At 73.8% G+C, this 14,304-nt stretch carries 15 protein-coding genes; 2 read left to right on the top strand and 13 right to left on the bottom strand.

Annotated elements, in window-relative coordinates:
• Window positions 1-85: 85 nt before the first annotated feature.
• Both ABD948_RS02990 and ABD948_RS02995 read right to left on the bottom strand, forming a co-directional pair.
• Window positions 86-874 (bottom strand): thioesterase family protein, encoded by a 789-nt coding sequence (locus ABD948_RS02990; protein ID WP_345262565.1) that lies wholly within the window; start codon window positions 872-874, stop codon window positions 86-88.
• Between the two features lie 90 nt (window positions 875-964).
• The gene (locus ABD948_RS02995) at window positions 965-1,855 is read right to left on the bottom strand and encodes an alpha/beta fold hydrolase (protein ID WP_345262566.1); all 891 of its coding nucleotides are present in this window, start codon (window positions 1,853-1,855) and stop codon (window positions 965-967) included.
• Window positions 1,856-1,990: 135 nt separating this feature from the next.
• On the opposite strand from ABD948_RS02995, the gene lon reads away from it, so the two are divergent.
• Window positions 1,991-4,381 carry an endopeptidase La gene (lon, locus tag ABD948_RS03000; RefSeq protein ID WP_345262567.1) on the top strand — a complete coding sequence of 797 codons (2,391 nt, stop codon included), beginning with the start codon at window positions 1,991-1,993 and terminating at the stop codon, window positions 4,379-4,381.
• A gap of 20 nt (window positions 4,382-4,401) precedes the next feature.
• On the opposite strand, the gene ABD948_RS03005 is transcribed toward lon, so the two are convergent.
• From ABD948_RS03005 to ABD948_RS03050, 10 genes are all read right to left on the bottom strand, one after another.
• Window positions 4,402-4,803, bottom strand: coding sequence for a carboxymuconolactone decarboxylase family protein (locus ABD948_RS03005; protein WP_345262568.1), 402 nt, complete (start codon window positions 4,801-4,803; stop codon window positions 4,402-4,404).
• Window positions 4,800-5,636, bottom strand: coding sequence for an NAD(P)-dependent oxidoreductase (locus tag ABD948_RS03010; RefSeq protein WP_345262569.1), 837 nt, complete (start codon window positions 5,634-5,636; stop codon window positions 4,800-4,802). Before ABD948_RS03010 ends, ABD948_RS03005 begins: the two co-directional genes overlap by 4 nt.
• Window positions 5,633-6,382 (bottom strand): SDR family oxidoreductase, encoded by a 750-nt coding sequence (locus tag ABD948_RS03015; protein WP_345262570.1) that lies wholly within the window; start codon window positions 6,380-6,382, stop codon window positions 5,633-5,635. Before ABD948_RS03015 ends, ABD948_RS03010 begins: the two co-directional genes overlap by 4 nt.
• Window positions 6,383-6,417: 35 nt before the next feature.
• Entirely contained in the window at window positions 6,418-7,878 is a 1,461-nt protein-coding gene (locus ABD948_RS03020) for an aldehyde dehydrogenase (protein WP_345262571.1), read from the bottom strand.
• Window positions 7,875-8,531: a hypothetical protein gene (locus ABD948_RS03025; protein WP_345262572.1), complete on the bottom strand. Its 657-nt coding sequence runs from the start codon at window positions 8,529-8,531 to the stop codon at window positions 7,875-7,877. Before ABD948_RS03025 ends, ABD948_RS03020 begins: the two co-directional genes overlap by 4 nt.
• Window positions 8,524-8,733 (bottom strand): ferredoxin, encoded by a 210-nt coding sequence (locus ABD948_RS03030; protein ID WP_345262573.1) that lies wholly within the window; start codon window positions 8,731-8,733, stop codon window positions 8,524-8,526. The genes ABD948_RS03025 and ABD948_RS03030 overlap by 8 nt, the downstream gene beginning before the upstream one ends.
• Window positions 8,733-10,112, bottom strand: coding sequence for a cytochrome P450 (locus ABD948_RS03035; protein WP_345262574.1), 1,380 nt, complete (start codon window positions 10,110-10,112; stop codon window positions 8,733-8,735). Before ABD948_RS03035 ends, ABD948_RS03030 begins: the two co-directional genes overlap by 1 nt.
• Entirely contained in the window at window positions 10,109-10,900 is a 792-nt protein-coding gene (locus tag ABD948_RS03040; protein WP_345262575.1) for an SDR family oxidoreductase, read from the bottom strand. Before ABD948_RS03040 ends, ABD948_RS03035 begins: the two co-directional genes overlap by 4 nt.
• A complete protein-coding gene (locus tag ABD948_RS03045) occupies window positions 10,897-12,138 on the bottom strand; it encodes a cytochrome P450 (RefSeq protein ID WP_345262576.1) in 1,242 nt (413 codons plus the stop codon). Before ABD948_RS03045 ends, ABD948_RS03040 begins: the two co-directional genes overlap by 4 nt.
• A gap of 67 nt (window positions 12,139-12,205) precedes the next feature.
• A complete protein-coding gene (locus tag ABD948_RS03050) occupies window positions 12,206-12,796 on the bottom strand; it encodes a TetR/AcrR family transcriptional regulator (RefSeq protein WP_345262577.1) in 591 nt (196 codons plus the stop codon).
• A gap of 111 nt (window positions 12,797-12,907) precedes the next feature.
• Between ABD948_RS03050 and ABD948_RS03055 the strand changes: the two genes are divergently transcribed.
• Window positions 12,908-13,465 (top strand): GNAT family N-acetyltransferase, encoded by a 558-nt coding sequence (locus ABD948_RS03055; RefSeq protein ID WP_345262578.1) that lies wholly within the window; start codon window positions 12,908-12,910, stop codon window positions 13,463-13,465.
• Window positions 13,466-13,510: 45 nt separating this feature from the next.
• Here the strand turns inward: ABD948_RS03055 and ABD948_RS03060 are convergent, their stop codons facing one another.
• Window positions 13,511-14,287, bottom strand: a complete 777-nt coding sequence (locus tag ABD948_RS03060; protein ID WP_345262579.1) for a hypothetical protein — start codon at window positions 14,285-14,287, stop codon at window positions 13,511-13,513.
• Between the last annotated feature and the right edge of the window lie 17 nt (window positions 14,288-14,304).

Here is a 14,304-nt window from a genome sequence, read left to right on the forward strand (position 1 = left end):
TAGTTGGACTACCTAATAGATAGTAGGGGGTCCAACTAAATGCACCAAGCCGGTGAGGCGTGGGTCACGCAGGCACGCCGGGGAGTCAGCGCGGGCGCACGGTCAGCACCTGGGAGACCACGCCGAGCGGGCCCTGCTCGTCGTGCAGGGTGCTGGTGGTCAGGCCCAGCCCGCCCGGGCCGAACGTGACCCGGGTGTCGAGGCCCAGCCAGCCGGGGGCGGGCTCGCGCACCAGGTGCGCCGTCAGGTCGATGTTCGGGTAGAGCGCCTCCTCGGGCTCCACGCGGGCCACCATCCCGTTGGCGATGTCGACCAGCCCCGCCACCTCGGCCAGCCGGCTCACCGGCTCGCCCTCGATCAGGGCGACCGGGGTACGCACCCAGTACGCGCCCGCACCGGGGGTGTGGGGTCCGCGGCGCAGCTCGGCCGTGGCGATGAACCCGCCGGGCCAGACCTCCGAGGGGTGCCACGCCTCCCAGCGCGGGTGCGAGGGCGGGTCCAGCGGCTCGACGGGGGAGCCGGCGAGCGCGCGGGTGTCGTGGCGCTGCAGCAGCCACGCGCGCAGCCGGACCACCGCCCGCCCCCCGTGGCTCAGCGTCGCCTCCACCAGCTCGATGGTGCGACCGGGGCGCAGCACCTGCACCGCCACCTCCACCTCGTCCATCGGCAGCGTGCCGAGGATGTCGTAGCCCAGGCGGCCGACCACGAGGCCGTCGTCGCGCCGCGCGTCGCGGTCGGCTTCGATGGCATGGGCGAGCAGCCCCATGCCCGGTGCCACGTGCTGCTCGGCGGTGTTCCAGCCTCCGCTGACGTGCTCGGTGGGCCGGAAGGTGCGCGGGCCGGTGCGGGTGAAGTAGCTGCCGGGGGTGGTCACCGCGGGCATGTTACTGACCGCGGCGAGTACTAGATGGGGTCATGGAGAGGGCAGGTAGCAGTCGGGCGGGTCAGTAACATGCCCGCCCGCTCACCCCGCCCCCACGAAGTCCAGCACCGCACGGGCGACGGCGCCGGGCTGCTCGAGCGGCACGAAGTGGCCGGCGCCGGGGACGACCTCGACGCGCGACCCCTCGGGCAGGGCGCCGGTGGCGACGAGCGCGAATCGGCGGTCGATGCAGCCGTCGCGAGCGCCGTGCAGGTAGAGCAGTGGACGACGGGGGGCCGCGGCGGCGGGGCCGGGCCCGTGCCGCACCAGGTGGCGGTAGTAGGAGAGCGCTGCTCTCGCTCGAGCTGCGTCGGGGGTGGCGTCGCGCACGTGCGCGACGTCGTCGCCGGCGTCGTAGCCGGGCGACCACCGGCGCCAGAGCAGCGGCACCAGCCGGTGCAGCAGTCGCTCGGAGACGCCGGGCACGCTGTTGAAGCCGATGTACCAGGAGCGCAGCGGTTGGCCGGCCAGCGCACCCAGCCAGGTGGTCAGCACGTCGCGGCGCGGCAGCACCGCACTGAACGGCGGGACCGAGATCGAGACCACGTGAGCGAACGGCTGGTCGGCCAGACCGGCCACCGCGTTGGCGGTGATCGCGCCCCAGTCGTGGCCCACCAGCACCGCCCGCCCGTCGCCGCCCAGCGCGGCGTGCAGCGCCAGCGCGTCGTCCACCCGCCCCTGCACCGACCAGTCGTCGTCGCTCGGCAGGCCGGAGGGGGCGTAGCCGCGACTGAACGGCGCAGCCACCCGGTAGCCGGCGGTGGCCAGCAGCGGCGCCACCCGGCGCCAGGTGTGCGCGGTGTCGGGGAAGCCGTGCAGCGCCAGCACCAGCGGCCCGTCGGCCGGCCCCCACTCCAGCACGCGCGCGGTGTGCGTGGCCAGCTCCACGTCGATCTGGCGCTCGGGCACCCCGGACGCCTGGCTGTCGTTCACGCTCCCACTCTGCCCGATCCCGCGGGGGCCTCCCGGTTTCGCCCACGGAGAACACCGGAACAGCGGCAGCCGAGCGGGCCGTTGGGCCCTGCACACGCCCGGGTGCGATCCCGGCCGACCGAAAGCGAGACGACCATGTCCGCCAGCCAGACCTCGAACCCGACCTCCAGCCAGACCTCCAGCCTTCCCGTCCTCTTCGTCAACGACCTCGTGCTGCTTCCCGGCATGGTGGTCCCCATCGAGCTCGACGAGGCCGCCCAGGCCGCCATCGACGCCGCCCGCAGCGGCGGTCACGAGGCCGACGGCCGGGTGCTGGTGGCGCCTCGCCTGGAGGACCGCTACGCCTCGTACGGCGTCATCGCCGGCATCGAGCGAGTCGGCCGCTTCTCCGGCGGCGCCCCCGCGGCGGTCCTGCGAGCGGGCAGCCGCGCCCGGATCGGCAGCGGGGTCAGCGGACCCGGTGCCGCCCTGTGGGTGGAGGTCGAGCCCGTCGACGAGGTCGTCTCCGACGCCGCACGCGAGCTGGCCGAGGAGTACAAGCGACTCGTGGTCGCGGTGCTGCAGCGGCGTGAGGCCTGGCAGGTCATCGACCAGGTGCAGCGGCTCACCGAGCCCGCCGCGATCGCCGACACAGCCGGGTGGGCGCCCTACCTGGGCGACGAGCGCAAGCGCGAGCTGCTCGAGCAGCCCGACGTCGAGGAGCGGCTCACCCGGCTGCTGGCCTGGACCCGCGAGCACCTCGCCGAGGCCGAGCTGACCGACAAGATCGGGCACGACGTGCGCGAGGGCATGGAGACGACCCAGCGCGAGTACCTGCTGCGCCAGCAGCTGGCCGCGATCCGCAAGGAGCTCGGCGAGGGTGAGCCGGAGGGCTCGGAGGACTACCGCGCCCGCGTGGAGGCCGCCGACGTGCCCGACGGCGTGCGCGAGGCGCTGCTGCGCGAGGTCGACAAGCTCGAGCGCTCGAGCGAGCAGAGCCCCGAGGTCGCCTACCTGCGCACCTGGCTCGACACCGTGCTCGACCTGCCGTGGGGCGTCACCACCGAGGACTCCACCGACGTCGTCGCCGCGCGCGCCGTGCTGGACGCCGACCACCACGGTCTGGAGGAGGTCAAGGACCGGATCGTGGAGTACCTGGCCGTCCGTGCCCGCCGCGCCGAGCGCGGCCTGCAGGTGGTGGGCGGTCGCGGCTCGGGCGCCGTCGTCCTGCTGGCCGGGCCTCCGGGCGTCGGCAAGACCTCGCTGGGCGAGTCCGTGGCGCACGCGCTGGGCAGGAAGTTCGTGCGGGTGGCGCTCGGCGGTGTCCGCGACGAGGCCGAGATCCGTGGCCACCGCCGCACCTACGTGGGGGCCCTGCCCGGTCGCATCGCGCGCGCCGTCAAGGAGGCCGGCTCGATGAACCCGGTGGTGCTGCTCGACGAGGTCGACAAGGTGGGTGCCGACTACCGCGGCGACCCGGCCGCCGCGCTGCTCGAGGTGCTCGACCCGGCGCAGAACCACACCTTCCGCGACCACTACCTCGAGCTCGACCTGGACCTCTCCGACGTGCTGTTCATCGCCACCGCCAACGTGGTGGAGCAGATCCCGGGCGCCCTGCTGGACCGGATGGAGCTGGTCACCATCGACGGCTACACCGAGGACGACAAGGTGGCGATCGCGCGGGACTTCCTGCTGCCCCGGCAGCTGGAGCGCGCGGCGGTGGGCCCTGAGGAGTTCACGATCACCGACGAGGCCCTGCGCGAGCTGGCCGCCAACCACACCCGCGAGGCGGGCGTGCGCCAGATGGAGCGGCTGCTGGCCCGCGCGCTGCGCAAGGCGGCGACGCGTCTGGCGGGCGATGCCGAGCAGGTCGCGGTCGACGTCGCCGACCTGCCCGACCTGGTGGGCCGGGCCCGGTTCACGCCCGAGTCGGCCGAGCGCACGGCGGTGCCCGGCGTCGCGACCGGGCTGGCCGTCACGGGTCTGGGCGGCGACGTGCTCTTCATCGAGGCCTCGGCGCACGCCGGTGGCTCGGGGGAGGGCGGCCGCGGCGGGCTCACGATCACGGGTCAGCTGGGCGAGGTGATGAAGGAGTCCGCGCAGATCGCGCTCTCCTACGTGCGCGCCCACGCCGAGGAGCTCGGGGTCGACCCGGCGTTCCTCGACCGTGCGATCCACGTGCACGTGCCCGCGGGCGCGGTGCCGAAGGACGGCCCCTCGGCCGGCATCACCATGGTGACCGCGCTCACCTCGCTGGCCACCGGCCGGCCCGTGCGCTCCGAGGTGGGCATGACCGGCGAGGTCACCCTCGGTGGTCGGGTGCTGCCGATCGGCGGCCTGAAGCAGAAGCTGCTCGCGGCCCAGCGTGCCGGGCTCACCGAGGTGTTCGTGCCGTTGCGCAACGAGCCCGACCTCGACGACGTGCCGGCCGAGGTGCTCGAGGCACTGACGGTGCACGTGGTCGGCGACGTGCGCGACGTCGTCCGTGGGGCGCTGGAGCCGGTGGGCGCCGGGTCGGCTGCCGAGGGCGAGGCGGCCGCCGCCTGAGCGACGCCGCTGATCGACTACTACTCCGGCGGCCGGGCGGCCCGCGCGGCCTTCGCGATGGTCTCCTCGACGATCGCGTTGACCCGCGAACCGACCGGCCAGCCGGCGTAGTGGCACAGCAGGATCACGACCTCGCGCAGCTGCTCGTCGTCGAGCTCCCCGGCGGCGTGGGCAGCCGGGATCTGGATGGTCAGCACGTCGTGCCCGCCGCTGCCGGCGAGCAGCCCGATCAGCAGCAACCGGCGGTCGCGGTCGGTCAGGCCGGGGCGCTGCCAGATGTCGCCGAAGAGGTGCTCGGTGGTGTAGCGGAAGAAGTCGCCCTCGCCGTCGCTCATCTCGAAGCCGTAGACCTGCTCCATCTTCTCCAGCCCACGGCGCCGGGCCTCCGGGAGCCCGTCGAACTTCCCCGCTGACCCGCTCACAGTCCCAGCCCCTTCCTCAGTCGGACGTGTGCCAGCTCGGCGAGCGGCACCTCCACCCCCAGCTCCTCCGCGAGCTCGATGGCGAACCCGAGGTCCTTCTCGCCCAGGTCGGCGACGTGTCCGAACACCCCGTGCCAGAAGTCGTCCCGCGCGATCGGAGCAGTGCTCTCGCGGTACATGACGGCGCCCGGACCGCCCGTGATCGCGTCGGTGTGCCGCACCACCTCGCCCAGCTCCCGCAGGTCCAGGCCGGCCGCCTCGGCCAACCGCTGTGCCTCGGTGGCGGCGGTGAACGCCACGAAGTGCATCAGGTTGCGCGCCAGCTTGAAGCGGGTGCCCGCACCGATCGGCCCGGCGTGCACCACCTTGCTGCCCAGTGCCTCCAGCGCCGGCCGCGCCGCCTCGACGGCGTCCGCCGCCCCGCCCACCAGGACCGCCAGCGTGCCCTCCTCCGCTCCCATCGGGCCGCCGGACACCGGGGCGTCGAGCACCCGCACCCCGTGCGGCTCGGCGATGGCCGCCAGCTCGGCCGGCGTCCCGGGCGCCACCGTGGAGTGCACCACCACGACCAGCCCGGCGCGCGCCGTCGTCAGCGCCTCGTCGAGCACCGCGCGCGCCTGCCCGTCGTCGCGCACCATGACGCCGAGCACCTCGACCTGCGCGGCCAGCTCGGCCACCGACCCGGCGACCTCCGCTCCCGCGGCGGCCAGCTCGGCCACCGGACCGGGCGCCAGGTCGTGGACCGCGAGCTGCATCGGCGAGGCCGCGAGCCGCAGCGCCATCGGCTTGCCGATGTTGCCCAGCCCGACGAAGCCGACGCGGGGCGCGCTCATGCGCGGAACGTCTGGCCGCCGTCGACGGCCAGGATCTGGCCGGTGACCCAGGCGGCCTCGTCGGAGAGCAGGAACAGGCAGGCGCCCACCAGGTCGGCGGGCTGGCCCATCCGCTTGAGCGCGAGCCCCTTCACCAGCTCCGCGGCGGCGTCGCCGGCCTGGGTGCGGGTGGCGGGGGTGTCGGTGGGGCCGGGGGCGATGGCGTTGACCCGGATCCCCATGCCGCCCACCTCGTGCGCGAGCTGCTGGGTGAGTCCGTTGACACCGACCTTGGCCAGGCCGTAGAAGCCCGAGTAGAGGTAGGCGGCGGTGCTGGACTGGTTGACGATCGAGCCGCCACCCGCACGCTGCATGGCCCGGTAGGCGGCGCGCGTCATCACCAGCGCGCCGTCCATGTTCACGGCCATGAACCGGCGGTAGTAGTCCCAGTCGACGCTGATCAGCAGGTCGAACTGCATCTCGCCGTAGATGGCGGCGTTGTTGACCAGACCGGTCAGGCCGCCGTAGGTCTCGACGGCCGTGGCCACGCAGGCCGCGGCCGAGTCGGCGTCGGCCACGTCGGTGCGCACGAACGTGGCGCGCCCGCCGTCGGCCTCGATGTCGGCCGCGACGGCGCCGCCGGCCTCGGCGTTGAGGTCGGCCACCACCACGGCGGCCCCGGCGGCTCCCAGGGCGCGGGCGTAGGCCTCGCCGATCCCCTGCGCGGCCCCCGTGACCACCACGGTCTTCTCGGTCCAGTCGGTCATCGCGTCGTCCGTTCTGATCAGGTCACCCGGGCCACTCAGGCCGGGAAGGCCATCGTCTTGGTCTCCAGGTACTCCTCGAACCCGGCCACGCCCATCTCGCGCCCCAGGCCCGACTGCTTGTAGCCGCCGAACGGCGCGTCGGGGCTGAACCACACCCCACCGTTGACGGCGAGCGTGCCGGTGCGCACGCGCCGCGCCACGGCGGTGGCCCGCTCCAGCGACGCCGACTCCACCGACCCGGAGAGCCCGTAGGGCGAGTCGTTGGCGATCCGCACGGCGTCGTCGTCACCGTCGTGCGGCAGGACGACGAGCACCGGCCCGAAGATCTCCTCCTGCGCCACCCGGGCGGAGCTCGCCAGCCCGGCGACGACGGTGGGCTGCACCCAGAAGCCGTCCTGCTCGATCACCGAGCCGCCGGTGGCGAAGGTGCCGCCCTCCTCGATCGCCAGCCGCAGGTAGGACGCCACGCGGTCGCGCTGGGCTGCGGAGATGACCGGGCCGCAGATGGCGCCGGGGTCGGCGGGGTCCTTCACCCCGATCGACTCCATGGTCGCGGCGGCCACCTGCACGGCCTCGTCGTACCGCTCGCGCGGCACCACGAGGCGGGTGGTGATGGCGCAGCCCTGGCCGGCGTGGATGCAGGCGGTGAACGCCGCGGCACCGGCGGCGGCGGCCACGTCGGCGTCGTCGAGCACGATCGCGGCGGACTTGCCGCCGAGCTCGAGGAAGACGCGCTTCAGCGTCGGCGCGGCCGCTGCCATGATGGCGCGGCCGACGCCGGTGGAGCCGGTGAAGGAGACCATGTCGACGCGTGGGTCGGTCGTGAGCGCCGCCGCCACCTCGTTCGAGCGCGGTGTGACGACGTTGAGCACGCCCGGCGGCAGGTCCGTGTGCTCGGCGGCCAGACGACCCAGCTCGGCGGCCACCCACGGGGTGTCCGGTGCCGGCTTGAGCACCACGGTGCAGCCGGCGGCCAGCGCCGGCCCGATCTTCGCGAGGTTGATCTGGGTGGGCACGTTCCACGGGGTGATCGCCGCGACGACACCCACCGGCTCGCGGCGCACGGTGCGGCGCGAGGCGATGCCCATCGGCTCCGCGACACCGAGGTCGCGCTCGACGGCGTAGCCCTCGGCCAGGTCGGTCATCCAGGCCAGGCCCTCCACCGGGACGTCGAAGCCGGCCGCACCCATCATGAAGCCGGGCATCCCGACCTCCGCGGTGGTCAGTGCCCGGAACGGCTCGGCGTGCTCGAGCAGCGCCGCGTGCAGCTGGCGCAGGCAGCGCACCCGCAGCTCGAGGTCGGTCGACCAGCCGGTCTCGTCGAAGGCACGCCGCGCGGCGGCGATCGCGGCCTCGACGTCGTCGGCCGTGGAGTCGGGGGCGACGCCGATCTCGAGCCCGGTGGCGGGGTTCAGGACCGGGTAGCTGCCGTCGTCGGACGCCGGCCCGAGGACGCCGTCGACCAGCTGCTGCGCGGGGGGCGGGAGCGCGCTCACGCCTGCGCCTCGGAGGTCGACGGCGCGGGGGCCTGGGTCACGAAGTCGCCGCGCTCCACCGGCGGCGGCCACACGGTCGAGGGGATGTCGTCCAGGTGGTAGTGGCCGGGAACCCCGTGCCCGTGGATCTTCATCCGTTGCACCAGCGTGTCGGGTGCCTTGCCGTCGGCGAGGATCTGGAGGAACGTGTGCGCGGTCGACGGCATGTCGAACCAGTCCCGCTGCCAGGCCCACTTCAGCTGCCCGGCGTCCGGCCCCTCGGTCTGCCGCTGGACGCCGAACCACGAGCCGCCGATGCCCAGGATCTCGTACTCGCGACCGGTGGCCTCCTCGACGATGCCCGAGCGCTGCTTCCAGAAGCCCAGCACCATCTGCTTCTGCTCGTCGATCATCGTGCACACGTAGTCGTAGTGCCAGCCGTCGAAGCCGTCCATCTCGATGCCGATCGCCCAGTCGCGGATCTGTTCGCGGCCCACCGCCATGAAGTGCTCGTCGTGGCTGTACATCCAGCCGTAGCTGGCGTCCTCGGCGTAGTGGTCGGCCATGATCCGCCAGTCGCCGATCCGCTCGGCCTCGCGGTTGACCGCCAGCCAGCTCTCCCAGAACTCCTCGATCTCCGCGCGGGTCACGGGCTGGGTCACGGGGTCACTCATCGGTCTCCTCGATGCTCAGGGCCAGGGCGGGGCAGTAGCGGACGGCGTCCTCGACGCCGGGGCGCAGGGCGTCGGCGGGGTGCTCCTCGAGCACGGTCACGACGTCGGCGCCGGCGTCGAAGCCGAGGACCTCGGGCGCCTCGCCCTGGCAGAGCTGGTGGCCCTGGCACAGGTCGAGGTCGGCGACGACCCGGATGCCCATCAGGCACCCCCGCGCGAGGAGCGCCGTCGATACGCGACCCGGCAGGGCTGGGCGAGCTGGATGACCATCTTCGAGGTGTCGTCGCGGTAGTCCTCGGAGGGCTGGGCCATCTCGAAGGTGTACTCGCGCAGCACCACCGAGAAGATCGCCTTGAGCTGCATCATCGCGAAGGCGTTGCCCACGCAGCGGTGCTTCCCGGCGCCGAAGGGGATCCAGGTCCAGCGGTGCTGCAGGTCCTCCTGGCGCGGGTCGAGGTAGCGGCTGGGGTCGAAGGCGTCGGGGTCGGGGAAGTCCTCGGCGATCCGGTTGGAGACGCGCGGGGAGGCGGCCACCATGGTGCCCGGCGGGATGAGGTGACCGGCCAGCTCGATCTCCTCGGCCACCACCCGCAGCAGGATGATCAGTGGTGGGTGCAGGCGCAGCGTCTCCTTGAGCGCGGCCTCCAGGTGTGGGATGGCGCGGAGCGAGGCGAAGGAGACCTCGGCGCCCCCGGCGTAGAGGTCGTCGAGCTCGGCCACCACCTCGGCCATCGCCCCCGGGTGGCGCATCAGCTCGATGAGCGCCCACGCGGCCGTGCCCGAGGAGGTGTGGTGCCCGGCGAACATCATCGAGATGAAGATCCCGGTGATGTGGTCGGCGTCCATCTCCAGGCTGATCAGCACGTCGAGCAGGTCCCGCTCCTCGCGAGGCACCGTGCCGCGCTCGACCCGCCGGTCGATGATCTGCTGCACGAGGGCCACCAGCGCGGCGCGCGCCTCGTCACGGATGCGGAACGACTCGATGTCGGCGTAGGGGTCGACGTAGGCGATGGCGTCGGTGCCGCGCTCGAGCCGGTGGTAGTGGTGCGCGAAGGAGGAGTCGAGCTCCTCGCGGAACGGGGTGCCGATCAGGCACGCCGAGGTGGTGTAGATGGTCAGCTCGGCGAAGAAGTCGAGCAGGTCGATCTCGCCCTCCTCGCCCCACGGCGCGACCATCCGCCGGATCTCGCGCTCGATGGTGGCGGCGTGCCCGCGCATCATGTCGCCGCGCAGCGCCTGGTTCTTGAGCATCTGCTGGCGCTCCTCGGGCGAGGCGTCGAAGACCACCCCGGGCCCGAAGATCGGTGTCATGAACGGGTAGGCGGCTGCCTGGTCCAGCGTGGAGTCCGGCGCCCGGAAGAACTGCTCGTTGGCCTCCGCGCCGGAGACCAGGACGACGTCGCGGTCGGCCAGCCGGAACCGGCCGATGTCGCCGCACTCCTCGCGCACGCGGTGGAACAGTCCGATCGGGTCGACACGCATCTCGGCCAGGTGGCCGTGGCCGTCGTCGGGCACCTCGTCCAGCACGGCGTAGGAGACCTCGGGGATGGCGGTGACGGGGTCGGTCGTCGGGTCGGTCATCGGGACTCCTCGGGAGCGTCGACGGGTGCCTCGGGGTTTACCTCGATCAGGCTCACGTGCACGCCGCGCGGGGCCTGCACCACGTAGGTGATGGCGTCGGCGAGCGCCTGTGGCTTGAGGAAGTGCGGGTGGCGGGCCAGGCCGAAGCGCACCCACTGGTCGAGCACGAACGCGCCCTCCTCGGCGTCCCAGTCGCTGCCCATCTCGCTCCACGTGGGACCGGGCCGCACGATCGAGCAGCGCACGCCGGTGCCCTCGAGCTCCATCTGCAGCGCGTGGGCCATGCCCTCCAGGCCCCACTTGCCGGCGGCGTAGGCGGCCATGAACGGCCGCGCGCGCACGGCGACGTCGGAGGAGACGACCACCAGGTCACCGCGCTGCCGCTCCACCATGGCGGGCACGAAGGCGCGCACCAGTCGGTGGGCACCCACGACGGCGAGGTCGAGCTCGCGGGCGAAGCGCTCGCTGCTGACCTCGTGCGTGGTGCCGGGCGCGACGGCGCCGGCGTTGCTCACCACGGTCTCGATCTCGCCGAGGCCCTCCCGTGCCGCGGCGGCGAACGCCTCGACCGCGTCCGGCTCGGTGAGGTCGAGCGGGGCGACGACCGCCTCGCCGCCGCTCTCGCGGATGGAGGCGGCGAGCGCCTCGAGACGCTCGGTGCGCCGGGCGCCGAGCGCGACCGGGTGGCCGACGGCGGCGAGCGCCAGCGCGGTGGCCGCCCCGATGCCCGAGGAGGCCCCGGTGACGACGGCGGGCCGTCGCTCGGGCCGCGGGTAGCGGGCGCTCACCGGTCGGCACCCGGTCGGCCCGGGCGCAGGTGCACGGTCACGGGCAGGGAGGCGAACCCGCGCACGCTCACCGAGTGCACGCGCCGCGCGCGGTCGACGTCGACCTCGAACGAGGCGACCCGGCGCACCAGCTCCTCGAGCACGATGCGGGCCTCGAGCCGGGCCAGGTTGGCACCGAGGCAGAAGTGCCGGCCGCCGCCGAAGGAGACGCTGCGTGCCAGCTCGGCGGGGGCGCGGTGCAGGTCGAAGCGCGCGGGGTCGGTGAAGACGGTCTCGTCGCGGTTGGCCGAGCCGAGCACCAGCAGGAGCTTGGCACCGGCGGGCGCCGTCACGCCCTCGACCTCGACCGGCCGCAGCAGGTGGCGGGCCAGCATCTGCGTGGAGTTGTCGTGGCGCAACGTCTCCTCGATCCACGGCGCGACCAGGTCCGGGGAGCCCGACGGGCCGGAGAGCACCTCGTCGAGCTGGCGGCGGTCGGCGGCGAGGTGGAAGAGCGCGTTGCCGAGCAGCTTGGTGGTGGTCTCGTTGCCGGCGACGACCATCAGGGTCAGGAAGGCGATGATCTCCTCGTCGGCGAGCCGGTCGCCGCCGTCGAGCCGCGCCGCGATCAGCGCCGAGGTCAGGTCGTCGGTGGGCCGGGTGCGCCGCTGCTCGAGCATGTCGGCGTAGTAGCCGACCAGGTGGAGGAAGGAGTCGGCGGCAGCAGCCGGGATGTCGCGCAGACCGTCCTCGCGGTGGACCAGCAGGTCGGCGTGTCGCCGCACCTCGTCGCGGTCCTCCACGGGCACGCCCATCATCTCCGAGATCACGTCCATGGGCAGCCGGCCGGCGACGTCGGCGATCCAGTCGTGCTCCTCGCCGTGCACCAGGGCGGCGTCGAGGTAGTGGTCGGCGAGCTGCTGCACGCGGGGCGCGAGCTCGCGCACCCGGCGAGGCGTGAACGCGCGCGAGACCAGGGATCGCAGCCGCTGCTGGCGCTTCCCGTCGAGGGCCAGGAACGACATGATCCGGTGCGCGTGCGGCCCCCAGGCGCCGTTGTCGATCGAGACGCCCATCTCGTTGGAGAAGGTGCCCTCGTCGCGGAAGGCCGCAGACACCTCGGTGTGCCGGGTGAGGGCCCAGAAGTCCTGCTCGGGGTTGTGGTGCAGCGGCTGCTCGGCGCGCAGCCGGGCGTACACCGGGTAGGGGTCGTCCTGGAAGGCGTAGTCGTAGGGGTCCAGGAGCGCCGGCGTGCTCATGCGGTGTCCCCGCGGTGTCGTCCGTCGGAGGAGCGCAGCGGGGGAGTCGGAGAACGTCCTGGGGTGCTCATGCCGGGTGTCCCTCGAGGATCGCGGCGACGACGGCGAGCAGCCGCTCGCCCATCTCGGCGTAGCCGATGACGCCCATCCCGCCCTGCAGCAGCGCCCCGGTGAAGGCCAGCGTGACGGCCTCGAGCAGCACCGGGTCGGCGTCCTCGCCCAGGGCCCGCTGGAAGCGCTCGACCAGGTAGGTGCCGATCCGCAGCCGCAGGCGCTCGACGTCGGGGTCGGAGGAGAGCAGCGCGGAGGTGACGGCGGCCGCCAGCGCGGGTTCGGCGTCGAGGACCGCGACGAGGGTGCGCACCACGGACTGCACCCGCTCGGTGCGCGTGGCGCCGACCGGGTCGCCGTCGTCGCTGGCGGTGAGCGCGGCCCAGAACAGCTCGGCGAAGAGGTGGTTCTTGGAGGCCAGGTAGGTGTAGGCGGTGGCCGAGGAGACCTCCGCGCGCCGCGCGACCATGCGCATGGTGAGGGCCTGGTGCCCCGAGCGACGCAGCTCCTCGGCACCGGCGGCGAGCAGCCGCTCGACGGTCTCGGCCTGGCGCGGCGTCGCGTGGCGGCGGGGGAGGCCGGCGACGCTGGACACCTGGTTGGACATGTGTCCAAACTAGAACAGGTTCTCGACCGCGCGCAAGGGTGGCGGTCGTCGGGGTGCTCGGCCCCCTCCCCACCCGTCGGGGACGCCGACCCCGCCCGTCAGGATGGGGGCATGACGACGTTGGTGGTGCCCACGGTCCGGCTGCACGAGAGCTGGGCGGCCGCGGTCGCCGAGTTCGACAGCGTCCCCGCCATGCAGGGCGCCGGGCTCTGGAACCTGCCCCAGGACGAGCCGCTGGACACCACCCGGGCCGGCTGTGCGCGCGTCGTCGAGATGCTCGCCGAGCTGGCCGACACCAGCCTCGCGCCGCCGCCGGGGATGGTGCACTGCGACCACTACTGGATCACCGACGGGCAGGACGGGCACGACGGTGCCGGTGAGGGGCAGGTGGTCGGGTTCCTGGCGCTGCGGCACACCCTGAACGACTTCCTGTTCGAGCAGGGCGGCCACGTGGGCTACTCGGTGCGTCCGAGCCGGCGCCGGGAGGGGCACGCCTCCCGGGCGCTGCGGCTCTCGGTGGGCCGGGCGGCCGACCTCGGCATCCGGCGGCTGCTCGTCACGTGCGACGACGACAACCGCGCCAGTGCGGCCACCATCGAGGCCTGCGGGGGTGAGCTGGAGGACCGTCGGCAGGGCAAGCTGCGCTACTGGATCGACACCGCCTCCTGACACTGTGAGAGCGCTGCTCTCGCACCCGGGCAGGGGTGGACGGCGTCACTGCGGGCGGTAGCGCTGCAGCACCTCGGTGAACCGCGCAGGGTCGACCAGTCCGGCGTCGACGACGAACGGCCGGCGGGCGGTGCCGCGCCCCAGCACGACCTTCCAGCCACGGCGGCCGGGCCGACCGATCACCTCGACCGGCGTGTACGCGCTGGTGAGGTCGAAGGTGGTGCGACGGCCGCCCTGGTGCACGTGCAGCTGGCCGCCCACCACCTCGAGGGTGGTGAGCGCCGAGCCCGCCCGCACCGCCCACGTGACCAGGGTCAGCGTGGCCAGGGTGCCCAGCAGGGTGAGGCTCTCCACGTCGGGCTCCTGGTAGGCCGACCACCCGGCGAGACCCGTGGCGGTGAGCATGAGCAGAAGCGCCAGGCCGAGCACCCGGCGCGGGCCGCGGCGCGGGGGGAAGGTGACGGCGCTCGGCACGGGCGCCGGCTCCGGACTCCGGCTGCGCCGCGAGGGGCGGGCGGTCCGGGTGGGCGCGGGCAGCTCGGGCACCTCGGATGCCTCGGTGGTGTCGGGGTCGGTCGCGGACGGGGAGGCAGGTGCCGCCACCGGCTGAGCAGGAGCGGCGTCGCCCCACCACCCCTCGTCGGCCGGTGGAAGGGAGCCGGGGGCAGCCTCGGGTGGGCTGGCGACCAGCGAGGCGCCGTCGTCCGGGCGGGCGGGGGTCGGGGCCTCGCCGGCGTGGTGGGCCATCCAGCGGCCGAGGAGGTCCTCGCCCGGGTCCGCGGGCGCGGGGGCACGCCGGTCGCGGCGGCCTCCGTCTCCCATGACGCGGAGCGTACTTC

Origin of the sequence: Nocardioides nanhaiensis, from assembly GCF_039542785.1 — a bacterium.
GTDB lineage: Bacteria > Actinomycetota > Actinomycetes > Propionibacteriales > Nocardioidaceae > Nocardioides > Nocardioides nanhaiensis.